A 12,279-nucleotide genomic window follows, 5' to 3' on the forward strand; every position below is an offset into this window, starting at 1 on the left:
TACTGGATTTTCCCATGAGTTCTGTTGCTGTGTTCAGCAAAGCCTCGCCGTTCGATGCACTGCAGCGCTGGCTACCCAAACTGGTGCTGGCGCCGAGCATGTTCATCGTTCTGGTGGGCTTCTATGGCTATATCCTGTGGACGTTCGTTCTGTCGTTCACTAACTCGACATTCCTGCCGACCTACAAGTTCGTAGGCCTGGCTCAATATGCGCGCTTGTTCGACAACGACCGTTGGTGGGTGGCGAGCAAGAACCTTGCGGTGTTCGGTGGCATGTTCATCGGCATCACCTTGGTAATCGGCGTGACCCTGGCGATTTTTCTCGACCAGAAAATCCGTCGTGAAGGCTTCATTCGCACCATTTACCTGTACCCGATGGCGCTCTCTATGATCGTTACCGGTACTGCCTGGAAATGGCTGCTCAACCCGGGCATGGGCCTGGACAAATTGCTGCGAGACTGGGGCTGGGAAGGCTTTCGCCTGGACTGGCTGATCGACCCGGACCGTGTGGTGTACTGCCTGGTGATCGCCGCTGTATGGCAAGCCTCGGGCTTTATCATGGCGATGTTCCTCGCCGGCCTGCGCGGTGTTGATCAATCGATCATCCGTGCCGCACAGATCGACGGCGCGAGCATGCCGCGCATCTACTGGAAAGTGGTGCTGCCAAGCCTGCGTCCGGTGTTCTTCAGTGCGGTGATGATCCTGGCGCACATCGCGATCAAGAGTTTCGACCTGGTGGCGGCAATGACCGCGGGTGGTCCGGGTTATTCCTCCGACCTGCCGGCGATGTTCATGTACTCCTTCACCTTCAGCCGCGGCCAGATGGGCATGGGTTCGGCCAGTGCGATTCTGATGCTCGGTGCGATTCTCGCAATCATCGTGCCTTACCTGTACTCCGAGCTAAGGACCAAGCGTAATGACTAGTCTCGCCGGCAAACCTGCCATCAGCCTGAGCCGCGTCGCGATCTACGCGGTGCTGATCCTCGCTGTCCTGCTGTACCTGGTGCCGTTGGTGGTCATGTTGCTGACCAGCTTCAAGACCCCGGAAGACATCAGCACCGGCAACCTGCTGAGCTGGCCCACCGTGGTCACCGGCATTGGCTGGGTGAAAGCCTGGGCCACGGTTGACGGTTACTTCTGGAACTCGATCAAGATCACCGTTCCGGCGGTACTGATCTCTACCGGCATCGGCGCGTTGAACGGCTACGTGCTGTCGATGTGGCGGTTCCGCGGTTCGCAGTTGTTCTTCGGCCTGTTGCTGTTCGGCTGCTTCCTGCCGTTCCAGACCGTGCTGCTGCCAGCCTCGTTCACCCTCGGCAAGATGGGCCTGGCCAGCACCACCACGGGCCTGGTGTTCGTGCACATCGTCTACGGCCTGGCCTTTACGACACTGTTCTTCCGTAACTACTACGTCAGCATTCCCGATGCACTGGTGAAAGCGGCACGCCTGGATGGCGCGGGGTTCTTCACGATCTTCCGGCTGATCATCCTGCCGATGTCGACACCGATCATCATGGTGTGCCTGATCTGGCAGTTCACGCAGATCTGGAACGACTTCCTGTTCGGCGTGGTGTTCTCCAGCGGTGATTCGCAGCCCATCACGGTGGCGCTGAACAACCTGGTCAACACCAGCACCGGGGTCAAGGAATATAACGTTGATATGGCGGCGGCGATGATCGCCGGGCTGCCGACCCTGCTGGTCTATGTGGTCGCAGGCAAGTATTTCGTGCGCGGCCTGACGGCCGGCGCGGTCAAGGGGTAATCATGGCAACGCTTGAACTTCGTAACGTAAACAAGACCTACGGTACCGGCTTGCCGGACACCCTGAAGAACATCGAACTGTCGATCAAGGAAGGTGAGTTCCTGATCCTGGTCGGGCCTTCGGGTTGCGGTAAATCGACCTTGATGAACTGCATTGCCGGCCTGGAAAACATCACCGGTGGCGCGATCATGATCGGCGACCAGGACGTCAGCGGCATGAGCCCCAAGGATCGTGACATCGCCATGGTGTTCCAGTCCTACGCGCTGTACCCGACCATGAGCGTGCGCGAGAACATCGAGTTCGGCCTGAAGATTCGCAAGATGCCCCAGGCGGCGATCGACGAAGAAGTGGCGCGAGTGGCCAAGCTGCTGCAGATCGAGCACCTGCTCAATCGCAAGCCGGGTCAGCTCTCCGGCGGCCAGCAACAGCGTGTGGCCATGGGCCGTGCATTGGCGCGTCGACCGAAGATCTACCTGTTCGACGAACCACTGTCCAACCTCGACGCCAAGCTGCGGGTCGAGATGCGTACCGAAATGAAGCTGATGCACCAGCGTCTGAAAACCACCACCGTCTACGTCACCCACGATCAGATCGAAGCGATGACCCTGGGCGACAAAGTGGCGGTGATGAAGGACGGCATCATCCAGCAGTTCGGCACGCCGAAAGAAATCTATAACGACCCGGCCAACCTGTTTGTGGCAAGCTTTATCGGTTCACCACCGATGAACTTCATTCCGCTGCGCCTGCAACGCAAGGACGGCCGCCTGGTGGCGCTGCTGGACAGCGGCCAGGCACGCTGTGAATTGCCGTTAAGCATGAGCGATGCCGGCCTTGAAGACCGCGAAGTGATCCTTGGCCTGCGTCCGGAGCAGATCGTGCTGGCCGCCGCCGAAGCCACTGGCGCGCCGACCATTCGCGCCGAGGTGCAAGTTACCGAGCCGACTGGTCCGGACACCCTGGTGTTCGTGCAAATCAATGACACCAAGGTCTGCTGCCGCCTGGCGCCCGATGTGGCACCGCAAGTGGGCGAGACCCTGACCTTGCAGTTCGACCCGGCCAAGGTGTTGCTGTTCGACGCCAAGACCGGCGAGCGCCTGGGCACTGCCACTTCGTTGCCGGCACAGGACCGTGCGGACAACGTTGCTCAATTCAAGGGACGCTGAAGTTTCAAATGATGTGTAGGGGCTTTTGTGAGAGTCCTGCTCTCACAAAGAAGTAAACCGCGTTAGATAAAAACAGTTAATAACAATAAAGACGAGGATGTAGGGATGAAAAAGCACCACAACAACACCCGGCTGATCTGCCAACTGTCAGCAGCAGCCGCCCTGGTACTGTCCGCCAATGCGATGGCGGACGACGCGTTCAGCGCCGATTCCAAGTGGATGACCGGCGATTGGGGCGGCGAGCGTACCAAGCTGATCGAGCAAGGTATCGACATCAAGGCGGATTACGTCGGTGAAGTCGGTGGCAACCTCAGCGGTGGCTACAACAACGACAAAACTGCCCGTTACGCCGACCAGTTCGGTCTGGGCGTGGCACTGGACCTGCAAAAGCTGTGGGGCTGGGATAACACCCAGGCCAAGATCCAGCTGACCAATCGTAATGGCGCAAACATCTCCAACGACCGTATTGGTGACCCGCGTGCTGGCACCTTGAGTTCGTCTCAAGAAGTCGACGGCCGAGGCCACATGGTGCGTCTGACCCAGTTCTGGATTCAGCACCAGATGTTCGACAACAAGCTGGACGTGAAACTCGGTTACTTCGGTGAAGGCGAAGACTTCAACACCTTCCCGTGCGACTTCCAGAACCTGTCGTTCTGTGGCTCGCAGGTCGGTAACTATGTAAACACCTGGTACAACTGGCCCGTCAGCCAGGCGGCTATCCGCGTGAAGTACAACATCACGCCTGAGCTGTATGCGCAAATCGGTGCGTACAACCAGAACCCGTCGCAGCTGGAGCATGGCAACGGCTTCAAACTCAGCGGCAGCGGCACCAAGGGCACCGTATTGCCGGTTGAATTGGTCTGGTCGCCGAAGGTCAATGGCCTGCCGGGCGAATACCGTGTGGGTTACTACAAGAGCACCGCCGACGCTACCGACGTACGTGAAGACGTCAACGGTAACGATGCTGGCACCACGGGCGCAGCCTTCCGCGTTCGCAGCAGCAAAAGCGGTTACTGGGGCGTTCTGCAACAGCAACTCACCACCCACAATGGCGATGCTTCCCGCGGCTTGAACATCGCGGCCAACGTCACCTTCCACGACAAAGACACCAACCTGGTCGACAACTACCAGTCGCTGATGCTTGTGTATAAAGGTCCATTCGACGCACGTACAAAAGATGACGTGGGTATCGGTGTATCCCGTATCCATGCCAACAGTGACGTGAAGAAAAACGCTGAGTTGCTCAACGCAGCGGGCGGTTTCACGGATTACGACCAGTCGGGTTACGCGCCGCTGCGTAACACTGAGTACAACGTCGAACTCAACTACGGCTTCCACGTCACCAACTGGCTGACCGTGCGTCCTAACCTGCAATACATCGCCAACCCAGGTGGTGTTAAGCAAGTCGACAACGCGGTAGTAGCGGGCCTGAAAATTCAGTCTACGTTCTAACGCTGTTGCGATAAGCTCCTTCTCTCTGTGCGCATTTTGCGGATAGCCATGGCTATCCGCTTTTTTTTGGGCAGCATTGTGAAGATATTCAGGACCGTGGCACATGCATGAGCATCCGCTGCAACGCTTTTTCATATCCCTGCGCGAGCGGCCGGTATTCGCCTGGGAGCGCTTCCAGATGCGCGATGTGCTGGTGATCGATCACCCGCTCTGCCAGGCGGTGTTCAGTCGCCAGGGCGCGCAATTGCTGCATTTTCAGCCCACGGGTCAGAAACCCTGGCTGTGGTGCGCGGCCAAGTGGCCGCAGGTCGGCGCCATTCGTGGCGGCGTGCCGGTGTGTTGGCCGTGGTATGGCCGCCATCCCAGCGAAAACGCCTGGCCGTCCCATGGCTGGGCACGGCTGATCGACTGGAAACTGCTGGACAGCAGCACCGACGACGACGGCGTGCGTTTGCACTGGCAATTGCAGCTATGCGATTGGCAAGTGGACCTGCACGCGCACCTGGGGGAAACCCTGGAATTGCGCCTGGCCACCGAGCACCAGGATGAACTGCCGTGCCAACTGAGCCATGCGTTGCACGCCTATTGGCGGATTGGCAACGTGGGTGAGGTAGCGCTGTCTGGGCTTGATGGAGCGCAGGGCTACGACCAGCTCAATCGCCAGGCGTGCCAGCAGGAAGGTGAGTTGCGGGTGGATGGCGGCTGTCAGCGGGTGTTCCAGCACGAGGGCGAATTGCACCTCAAGGACCACGCCTGGCAGCGTGAGTTGTGCATCGACACCGGCGAGAGTGCCGACACGGTGGTGTGGCATCCGGGGACCCGGCCGTTGCTGGGGGTGAGCTTCAATGAGGCGTCGGGGTTTGTGTGTGTGGAGTCGGCGATGGCTGCTGCGAGCCTGGCGCCGGGGGAGCGGGCGCATTTGAGTTTGCAGGCCAGGGCGGGGGCCTGATCCGGATGTTGCGGTGTTGCTGATGCCGCTTTCGCGAGCAAGCCCGCTCCCACATTCGACTGCATTCCAAAAGTGGAACCCGGTCTAATGTGGGAGCGGGCTTGCTCGCGAAGAGGCCGGCACAGCCACAGTAGATTTGGGCCTAGTTGAATTCATCCCCAACCGGATACCGGCTGTCGTTCAAACTCTCTTTGATCTTGCGCAAATGAGGCTGGAAATCCACCCCGCGACGCAAGGTCATGCCTGTCGCCAACACATCCAGCACCGTCAACTGAATGATCCGCGAGGTCATCGGCATGTAGATGTCGGTGTCTTCCGGCAACGGAATGTTCAGGCTCACCGTACTGGCCTTGGCCAGCGGCGAATTCTCGGCGGTCACGCCCAGCACCGAGGCACCGTTCTCCCGGGCAATGCGCGCCACTTCCACCAGCTCGCGAGTACGCCCGGTGTAGGAAATGATCACGAACAATTCCCCGGTGTGAGCCACCGAGGCGATCATCCGTTGCATCAACACATCGGCATGGGCCGTGACCGACAGGTTGAAACGGAAAAACTTGTGCAGGGCATCCATGGCCACCGGCGCCGAAGCACCCAGGCCAAAGAAGTGGATCTGCCGGGCCTGGATCAGCAGGTCGACGGCCTTGCTGATCAGGTTCGGGTCCAGGGCCTGGCAGGCGCTGTCGAGGGACGCGATGGCACTGCCAAAGATCTTCTGGGTGTAGGCCTCGGGGTTATCATCGGCCTCCACCGCACGGCTGACATACGCCGCGCCACTGGCCAGACTTTGCGCCAGCTGCAATTTAAGTTCAGGGTAACCACTCACGCCGAACGAGCGGCAGAAGCGGTTCACTGTAGGTTCGCTGACCGAAGCGGCCTGGGCGAGGGCGGCGATAGAGAAGCGGGTCGCCTGCTGCGGGTTGAGCAGGATGACCTCGGCGACTTTACGTTCAGCCTTGTTCAGTTCTTCGAGGCGTTTCTGGATCTGTTCCAGTAGATTTCGCACGCGGTCCATTCATGTTTCCTTAGGGCGACGATGCAAATAAGGGTCGTCAACCAATCGACGAGCGGCCCTTTGCGGTGGCCTATCCTACTGAGGGTAGTTGAACACCACCACTCGGAATACGTTTTTCGGGAAAATGTTGTGGTTATTACTACATTTTTCCTTGAGTGATGCCTTAAAAAAAGGTATTTGTAGCTTAACTTGATAAAAGAACAAACATCATGCCTTCGATAACCGTAGAACCCTGCACCTTTGCCCTGTTTGGCGCCTTGGGTGATCTGGCGCTGCGCAAGTTATTTCCTGCCCTCTATCAACTTGATGGCGCGGGTCTCCTGCACGAAGACACGCGCATCCTGGCACTGGCCCGCGAGGCCGGTTCCGAGCAACAGCACCTGGCACACATCGAAAAAGAATTGCGCAGCTACGTCGGCAAGGAACTGGACGAAACCGTCGCCCAGCGTTTCCTGGCACGCCTGACGTACCTGCACGTCGATTTCCTCAAGGCTGACGACTACGTCGCCCTGGCCGAAAAAGCCGGCACCGAACAACGCCTGATTGCCTACTTCGCCACTCCGGCGGCGGTGTACGGCGCAATCTGCGAGAACCTGTCCAAGGTTGGCCTGGCGGAAAACACCCGCGTGGTCCTGGAAAAACCCATCGGTTCGGACCTGGATTCGTCGCGCAAGGTCAACGATGCCGTGGCGCAGTTTTTCCCGGAAAACCGCACCTACCGCATCGACCACTACCTGGGCAAAGAAACCGTCCAGAACCTGATCGCCTTGCGTTTTGCCAACAGCCTGTTTGAAACCCAGTGGAACCAGAACTACATCTCCCACGTAGAAATCACCGTGGCCGAGCAGGTAGGCATCGAAGGTCGCTGGGGCTATTTCGACAAGGCCGGGCAACTGCGGGACATGATCCAGAATCACCTGCTGCAGCTGCTGTGCCTGATCGCCATGGACCCGCCGGCCGACCTGTCTGCCGACAGTATTCGTGACGAGAAGGTCAAGGTGCTCAAGGCCCTGGCGCCCATCAGCCCGGACGGCCTGACCACCCAAGTGGTGCGCGGCCAATACATCGCCGGCTACAGCGCCGGCAAGCCGGTACCGGGTTACCTGGAAGAAGAGAATTCCAACACCCAGAGCGACACCGAAACCTTCGTCGCCCTGCGTGCCGATATTCGTAACTGGCGTTGGGCCGGGGTGCCGTTCTACCTGCGTACCGGCAAGCGCATGCCGCAAAAGCTGTCGCAGATCGTCATCCACTTCAAGGAACCGTCCCACTACATCTTCGCCCCCGAGCAGCGCTTGCAGATCAGCAACAAACTGATCATCCGCCTGCAACCGGACGAAGGTATTTCCTTGCGTGTGATGACCAAGGAGCAGGGCCTGGACAAGGGCATGCAACTGCGCAGCGGGCCGCTGCAACTGAATTTTTCCGACACCTATCGCAGCGCACGGATTCCCGATGCCTACGAGCGGTTGTTACTTGAAGTCATGCGTGGCAACCAGAACCTGTTTGTGCGCAAAGATGAAATCGAAGCCGCGTGGAAGTGGTGTGACCAGTTGATCGCCGGGTGGAAAAAATCCGGTGATGCGCCCAAGCCGTATGCGGCGGGGTCCTGGGGGCCGATGAGCTCGATTGCACTGATCACGCGGGACGGGAGGTCTTGGTATGGCGATATCTGATTTGAAACTGCCTCAGGGCGTGACGGCCCATGAGTACCGCAACCCGGTGCTGCTGGCCGACGGTTTGGCCAATGATGTGGCCGAGCAACTGCGCACGGCCATCAGTGCCCGTGGCGAAGCGACCCTGGTAGTGTCCGGTGGCCGCAGCCCGGTGGCGTTCTTCCAGAACCTTGCCAAGCAAGGCCTGGACTGGTCCAAGGTGACCATCACCCTGGCCGACGAGCGTTGGGTGCCGGTAGAGCATGCCGACAGCAATGCTGGCCTGTTGAAGAAGTATTTACTGCAAGGCCCGGCGGCCAAGGCGAAGTTCCTGAGCCTGTACAGCGTTGCCGCCACCCTTGATGACGCTGCCGAGCAGGCCGATCGTCTGCTGGCCGAGTTGCCGGTGATTGACGTGCTGGTACTGGGCATGGGCGACGACGGTCACACCGCGTCGCTGTTCCCCAACAGCCCGAACCTGGCTGAAGCACTGAAGCCCGATGGCAGCCGTCGTTGCTGGCCGATGCTGGCCCCGACCGTACCGCACCAGCGCCTGACCATGAGTCGCGCGTTGCTGGCTACCGCCCACTACACCGTGCTGTCGATTTCCGGCAGTTCGAAATTGACCACCTTGAGCGCCGCGCTGGCCAGTGACGACGTTGCTGCCATGCCGATACGCGCGTTTTTGCAACCTACTTTAGAGATTTACTGGTGCCCATGAGCCAAGGATCAGCCGCGATGAACAGCCCTCAACCTACCGTTTCCATGGCGGACAAAGTTGCCTTGATCGACAGCCTCTGCGCCAAGGCGCGGATCCTGCCGGTGATCACCATTGCCCGTGAACAGGACATTCTGCCTTTGGCCGATGCCCTGGCTGCCGGTGGTTTGACCGCACTGGAAGTGACCCTGCGTTCGCAGTTCGGCCTCAAGGCCATCCAGGTGTTGCGCGAGCAGCGTCCGGAGCTGTGCACCGGTGCCGGTACCGTGCTGGACCGCCAGATGCTCGAAGCCGCCGAAGTGGCCGGTTCGCAATTTATCGTCACCCCCGGGATTACCCGTGACCTGCTGGAAGCCTCGGTACACAGCTCGATTCCGCTGTTGCCAGGCATCAGCAATGCTTCCGGGATCATGGAAGGTTATGGCTTGGGTTATCGCCGCTTCAAACTGTTCCCGGCTGAGGTCAGCGGTGGCGTGGCGGCTATCAAGGCCTTGGGCGGCCCGTTTGGCGAAGTGAAATTCTGCCCGACTGGCGGTGTTGGCCCGGCCAACATCAAGAGCTACATGGCGTTGAAGAATGTGATGTGCGTGGGCGGTAGCTGGATGCTTGATCCTGAATGGGTCAAGAACGGCGACTGGGCACGCATCCAGGAAACCACCGCCGAGGCGCTGGCCCTGCTGGACTGATTGGATTTACCGAATCGTTGTTGCTGTGTTCTACGGCATTTTTGCGGCGCACTTGGTCGGTGTGCCGCTTTTTTTTGCCTGCGGAAAATGGCCCACTCCCACTGTAGGAGCGAGCTTGCTCGCGAAAAACCCGAGAGCACCGCTGGGTGTCAGGTTTCCCGTGTCATCGTTAACGACCTTCGCGAGCAAGCTCGCTCCTACAGTGAGATCGCGCTCAGTTCGGTGATGGCTTTGATCAGCACATGAATGTCTGCCGCTGACGTCAAAAAGCCGGGTGTCACCCGAATACAACTGCCGAACGACGCCCCGCTGCGGGTTGTGGTGAAGAGGTTGTATTCCTTGAGCAGTCGGTCCGCCATCACCTGCTGATCCGGCTTATCAGTGAACTTGAACGAGGTGATCGCGCAGTACAGCCGTGGATCATCCGGCGTCAGCACTTCAATCCCCGGCAACTGCCGCACCTCACTCACCCACAAATCTCGCAGGTAGTTGAGTCGGGCACCCTTGGCCTTTGAGCCGCCCAACAAGCGATGTTCTTCGAACACCAGTGGCAAGGTCATCAGCGCCGGGAAATTCGGCGTGCTGTACGGCGTACGTGCGCGCACGTCGGTGGCCGGGTAATGAAACTCCCCCATGTCCGGATCGATGTCCGCCAAGCGCTGTGGGTCGATGTAGATAAAGCCCAGGGTCAACGGCGCGCCAATCCACTTGTGCAGATTGAAGCCGGCAAACGCGATGCCCAGTTGCGCCAGGTTGAATTCGATCTGCCCCAACGCATGGGCGCCGTCCAGGATCACATCAATCCCGTGTTCCTTGGCCGCGCTGGCAATCGCTTCCACCGGCATCACCAGCCCGGTGCGGTGGGTGACGTAGGTCAGCGCGAGCAATTTCAGGCGCGGGTAGCGCACGAAGGCATCGCGATACGTCTGCACCAGGCTGTCGAAACTGGCCGGGTGCTCGTGGGCAATCTCGATCACCTCCACCCCGCGGTGATGCGCCAGCCAGCGCATGGCGCCCTTGACGGTGTCGTACTCCAGGTCGCTGATCAGCACCTGGTCGCCGGGCTGCAAGCGGTTGTAGTTGCGAATCAGCGACTGCAACGCATCCGAGGCGCAGCGGGTGAGGGCGATGGCTTCAGGATCTGCGTCCATTAATTGCGCCAACTGATTACGAATCTCGACGTTTTCACCCTGCTCGAAACGCTGGCGCACATGGATCGAATTGCTGCGATTGATGAACGCTACGTTGTCCTGATACTGCTCCAGTACCGCGCGGCTCATGCGCCCGAAGTAACCGTTTTCGAGGTTGATCGGGCCGGGTTCCAGGTCGTAGCGCCGGGCGATTTCGTGCCAGTGTTGTTCGTCGCGGGTACTGTCCATGTGCGTGCTCTATTAATGACGAGGGGCGGGCTTGCCGTGTTTGGCGCGTAGGGGTTCCAGCAATTCGGATAAGCCGTTGTGGTCGATTTCCTGCATCAGGGCCAGCAACCCACCCAACTCACCGTGGGGAAAACCTTCACGGGCAAACCAGTTGAGGTAGGGGCCGGGCAGGTCGGCAATGATCCGGCCCTTGTACTTGCCGAAGGGCATTTCGCGGGTGATCAGCAATTCAAGTTTTTCAGGATTCATTGGGGCTTCAGGTATTTGAGTCGATGCCTTGGAAAATACAGGCATTCTGCATGGAGGCCAAATGACAGATCATGCAAATAAAGCGGATACAGATTTTTGGTTAATATTTAAGTTATTGAAAAATAACAATTAATTTGTTTTTCAAAAGCTGGCACGGGCGCTGCAATTACTAATGCACGTTTCTTAACCCGCGAAGGAATTGAAAAATGACTGATATCAATAAAGAATCGATCTCCGTACTCAACGACCTGATCGAGACCAGCAAAGACGGCCAGGAAGGCTTCAAGACCTGCGCAGAAGACATCAAGCACCCAGAGCTCAAAGCCCTGTTTGCCAAACGTTCCGTTGATTGCGCCACCGCCGCTGCCGAACTGCAGACGGCTGTCAAAGCCTTGGGCGGCGATCCGGAAAAATCCGGCAGTGTTGCCGGTGCCTTGCACCGTGGCTGGGTCGACGTGAAGTCGATGGTTACCGGTAAAGATGAAGAAGCAGTGCTGAACGAAGCCGAGCGCGGTGAAGACCACGCACTGAAGGCTTATAAAGAAGCGATCGAGAAGATCAACAAGCACAACCTGCTGGGCATTCGTGACCTGGTGGAGCGTCAGTTCCACGGCGCACAACGCAACCACGACCAGGTGAAAGCCCTGCGTAACCAGGCGCGCGCTCAGTCTTGAGCCCCACCTGAATAAAAAAATCCCCGCAGATGCGGGGATTTTTTATGGGCGATGGTTCAGCCGATGCTGATGGCCGGCAGTTCGGTCAAGGTCACCGTCTGCTGCTTGCGCGGCGCGAGGATCTCGGCTTCACCGTCCACCACCAGCTCGTCGCGCTGGTTGAACACGCGAGTGGCGATGCGCACACGAAACTTCGGCAGCTTCTCCAGGATTTCCAGACGCACGGTCAGGGTGTCGCCGATTTTGACCGGCTTCTGGAAGGTCATTTGCTGGCCGATGTAGATCGTGCCGGGCCCAGGCAGTTCACACGCCACCGCCGCGCTGATCAGGGCGCCGCTGAACATGCCGTGGGCAATGCGCTCCTTGAACATGGTCGCCTTGGCGAATTCGGCGTCCAGGTGCACCGGGTTGTGGTCGCCGGACATCGCCGCGAACAGCTGGATATCGCGCTCCTCGACGGTCTTGCTGTAGCTGGCGGTCTGGCCGACTTCGAGGGCTTCGTAAGGCGTGTTGGTAACCTGGGTCATCAGATGGTGCATCCTGTGGCTAATCGATAATCTTAATGTATTGATTTTAAACGA

The 12,279-nt window shown here is 58.8% G+C and carries 13 protein-coding genes and 1 pseudogene; 9 read left to right on the forward strand and 5 right to left on the reverse strand.

Annotated features, from left to right (window positions below; translation table 11 throughout):
* The first annotated feature begins 14 nt into the window (after positions 1-14).
* The 5 genes from HBJ59_RS28475 to HBJ59_RS28495 all read left to right on the forward strand — a co-directional run bounded on the left by HBJ59_RS28475 (position 15) and on the right by HBJ59_RS28495 (position 5,325).
* Positions 15-923, forward strand: coding sequence for a carbohydrate ABC transporter permease (locus tag HBJ59_RS28475; protein ID WP_010169866.1), 909 nt, complete (start codon positions 15-17; stop codon positions 921-923).
* Positions 916-1,761: a carbohydrate ABC transporter permease gene (locus HBJ59_RS28480; protein ID WP_076015860.1), complete on the forward strand. Its 846-nt coding sequence runs from the start codon at positions 916-918 to the stop codon at positions 1,759-1,761. Before HBJ59_RS28475 ends, HBJ59_RS28480 begins: the two co-directional genes overlap by 8 nt.
* A 2-nt stretch (positions 1,762-1,763) precedes the next feature.
* A complete protein-coding gene (locus HBJ59_RS28485; protein WP_076015859.1) occupies positions 1,764-2,924 on the forward strand; it encodes an ABC transporter ATP-binding protein in 1,161 nt (386 codons plus the stop codon).
* Positions 2,925-3,029: 105 nt separating this feature from the next.
* The gene (locus tag HBJ59_RS28490; protein WP_063027703.1) at positions 3,030-4,376 is read left to right on the forward strand and encodes a carbohydrate porin; all 1,347 of its coding nucleotides are present in this window, start codon (positions 3,030-3,032) and stop codon (positions 4,374-4,376) included.
* Between the two features lie 103 nt (positions 4,377-4,479).
* A complete protein-coding gene (locus HBJ59_RS28495; RefSeq protein ID WP_167665479.1) occupies positions 4,480-5,325 on the forward strand; it encodes a D-hexose-6-phosphate mutarotase in 846 nt (281 codons plus the stop codon).
* 142 nt (positions 5,326-5,467) lie between these two features.
* Here the strand turns inward: HBJ59_RS28495 and HBJ59_RS28500 are convergent, their stop codons facing one another.
* Positions 5,468-6,328, reverse strand: coding sequence for a MurR/RpiR family transcriptional regulator (locus tag HBJ59_RS28500; RefSeq protein WP_173406104.1), 861 nt, complete (start codon positions 6,326-6,328; stop codon positions 5,468-5,470).
* A gap of 218 nt (positions 6,329-6,546) precedes the next feature.
* Between HBJ59_RS28500 and zwf the strand changes: the two genes are divergently transcribed.
* Genes zwf through HBJ59_RS28515 form a run of 3 tightly spaced genes read left to right on the forward strand, consistent with a single transcriptional unit; the run spans position 6,547 to position 9,396 of the window.
* On the forward strand, positions 6,547-8,013 hold the full coding sequence (gene zwf / locus HBJ59_RS28505; protein WP_076015857.1) for a glucose-6-phosphate dehydrogenase: 1,467 nt from the start codon (positions 6,547-6,549) through the stop codon (positions 8,011-8,013).
* Complete coding sequence (gene pgl / locus HBJ59_RS28510; protein ID WP_167665480.1) at positions 8,000-8,713, forward strand: 6-phosphogluconolactonase; 714 nt, start codon at positions 8,000-8,002, stop codon at positions 8,711-8,713. The genes zwf and pgl overlap by 14 nt, the downstream gene beginning before the upstream one ends.
* A 17-nt stretch (positions 8,714-8,730) precedes the next feature.
* The gene (locus tag HBJ59_RS28515) at positions 8,731-9,396 is read left to right on the forward strand and encodes a bifunctional 4-hydroxy-2-oxoglutarate aldolase/2-dehydro-3-deoxy-phosphogluconate aldolase (protein WP_076015855.1); all 666 of its coding nucleotides are present in this window, start codon (positions 8,731-8,733) and stop codon (positions 9,394-9,396) included.
* A 99-nt stretch (positions 9,397-9,495) separates the two neighbouring features.
* Here the strand turns inward: HBJ59_RS28515 and HBJ59_RS31755 are convergent.
* The 3 genes and pseudogenes from HBJ59_RS31755 to HBJ59_RS28525 all read right to left on the reverse strand — a co-directional run.
* Positions 9,496-9,585, reverse strand: a pseudogene (locus HBJ59_RS31755) (outer membrane lipoprotein carrier protein LolA); the annotation flags it as partial.
* 8 nt (positions 9,586-9,593) lie between these two features.
* Positions 9,594-10,775, reverse strand: a complete 1,182-nt coding sequence (locus HBJ59_RS28520; RefSeq protein WP_167665482.1) for an aminotransferase class V-fold PLP-dependent enzyme — start codon at positions 10,773-10,775, stop codon at positions 9,594-9,596.
* A 12-nt stretch (positions 10,776-10,787) separates the two neighbouring features.
* Positions 10,788-11,024 carry a DUF3820 family protein gene (locus HBJ59_RS28525; RefSeq protein WP_003213031.1) on the reverse strand — a complete coding sequence of 79 codons (237 nt, stop codon included), beginning with the start codon at positions 11,022-11,024 and terminating at the stop codon, positions 10,788-10,790.
* Between the two features lie 206 nt (positions 11,025-11,230).
* On the opposite strand from HBJ59_RS28525, the gene HBJ59_RS28530 reads away from it, so the two are divergent.
* Entirely contained in the window at positions 11,231-11,698 is a 468-nt protein-coding gene (locus HBJ59_RS28530) for a PA2169 family four-helix-bundle protein (RefSeq protein WP_076015853.1), read from the forward strand.
* A 56-nt stretch (positions 11,699-11,754) separates the two neighbouring features.
* Here the strand turns inward: HBJ59_RS28530 and HBJ59_RS28535 are convergent, their stop codons facing one another.
* Positions 11,755-12,225: a MaoC family dehydratase gene (locus HBJ59_RS28535; RefSeq protein WP_003213034.1), complete on the reverse strand. Its 471-nt coding sequence runs from the start codon at positions 12,223-12,225 to the stop codon at positions 11,755-11,757.
* Between the last annotated feature and the right edge of the window lie 54 nt (positions 12,226-12,279).

This window comes from Pseudomonas sp. AN3A02, assembly GCF_011765255.1.
GTDB lineage: Bacteria > Pseudomonadota > Gammaproteobacteria > Pseudomonadales > Pseudomonadaceae > Aquipseudomonas.

What these genes read in the sequence shown, in the direction of transcription:
- HBJ59_RS28495 (WP_167665479.1), top strand. Translation starts at nt 4,480, where the DNA reads ATGCATGAGCATCCGCTGCAACGCTTTTTCATATCCCTGCGCGAGCGG.
- HBJ59_RS28490 (WP_063027703.1), top strand. Translation starts at nt 3,030, where the DNA reads ATGAAAAAGCACCACAACAACACCCGGCTGATCTGCCAACTGTCAGCA.
- HBJ59_RS28475 (WP_010169866.1), top strand. Translation starts at nt 15, where the DNA reads ATGAGTTCTGTTGCTGTGTTCAGCAAAGCCTCGCCGTTCGATGCACTG.
- HBJ59_RS28530 (WP_076015853.1), top strand. Translation starts at nt 11,231, where the DNA reads ATGACTGATATCAATAAAGAATCGATCTCCGTACTCAACGACCTGATC.
- HBJ59_RS28525 (WP_003213031.1), bottom strand. Translation starts at nt 11,024, where the DNA reads ATGAATCCTGAAAAACTTGAATTGCTGATCACCCGCGAAATGCCCTTC.
- HBJ59_RS28480 (WP_076015860.1), top strand. Translation starts at nt 916, where the DNA reads ATGACTAGTCTCGCCGGCAAACCTGCCATCAGCCTGAGCCGCGTCGCG.
- HBJ59_RS28515 (WP_076015855.1), top strand. Translation starts at nt 8,731, where the DNA reads ATGAACAGCCCTCAACCTACCGTTTCCATGGCGGACAAAGTTGCCTTG.
- pgl (WP_167665480.1), top strand. Translation starts at nt 8,000, where the DNA reads ATGGCGATATCTGATTTGAAACTGCCTCAGGGCGTGACGGCCCATGAG.
- HBJ59_RS28535 (WP_003213034.1), bottom strand. Translation starts at nt 12,225, where the DNA reads ATGACCCAGGTTACCAACACGCCTTACGAAGCCCTCGAAGTCGGCCAG.
- HBJ59_RS28520 (WP_167665482.1), bottom strand. Translation starts at nt 10,775, where the DNA reads ATGGACAGTACCCGCGACGAACAACACTGGCACGAAATCGCCCGGCGC.
- HBJ59_RS28485 (WP_076015859.1), top strand. Translation starts at nt 1,764, where the DNA reads ATGGCAACGCTTGAACTTCGTAACGTAAACAAGACCTACGGTACCGGC.
- zwf (WP_076015857.1), top strand. Translation starts at nt 6,547, where the DNA reads ATGCCTTCGATAACCGTAGAACCCTGCACCTTTGCCCTGTTTGGCGCC.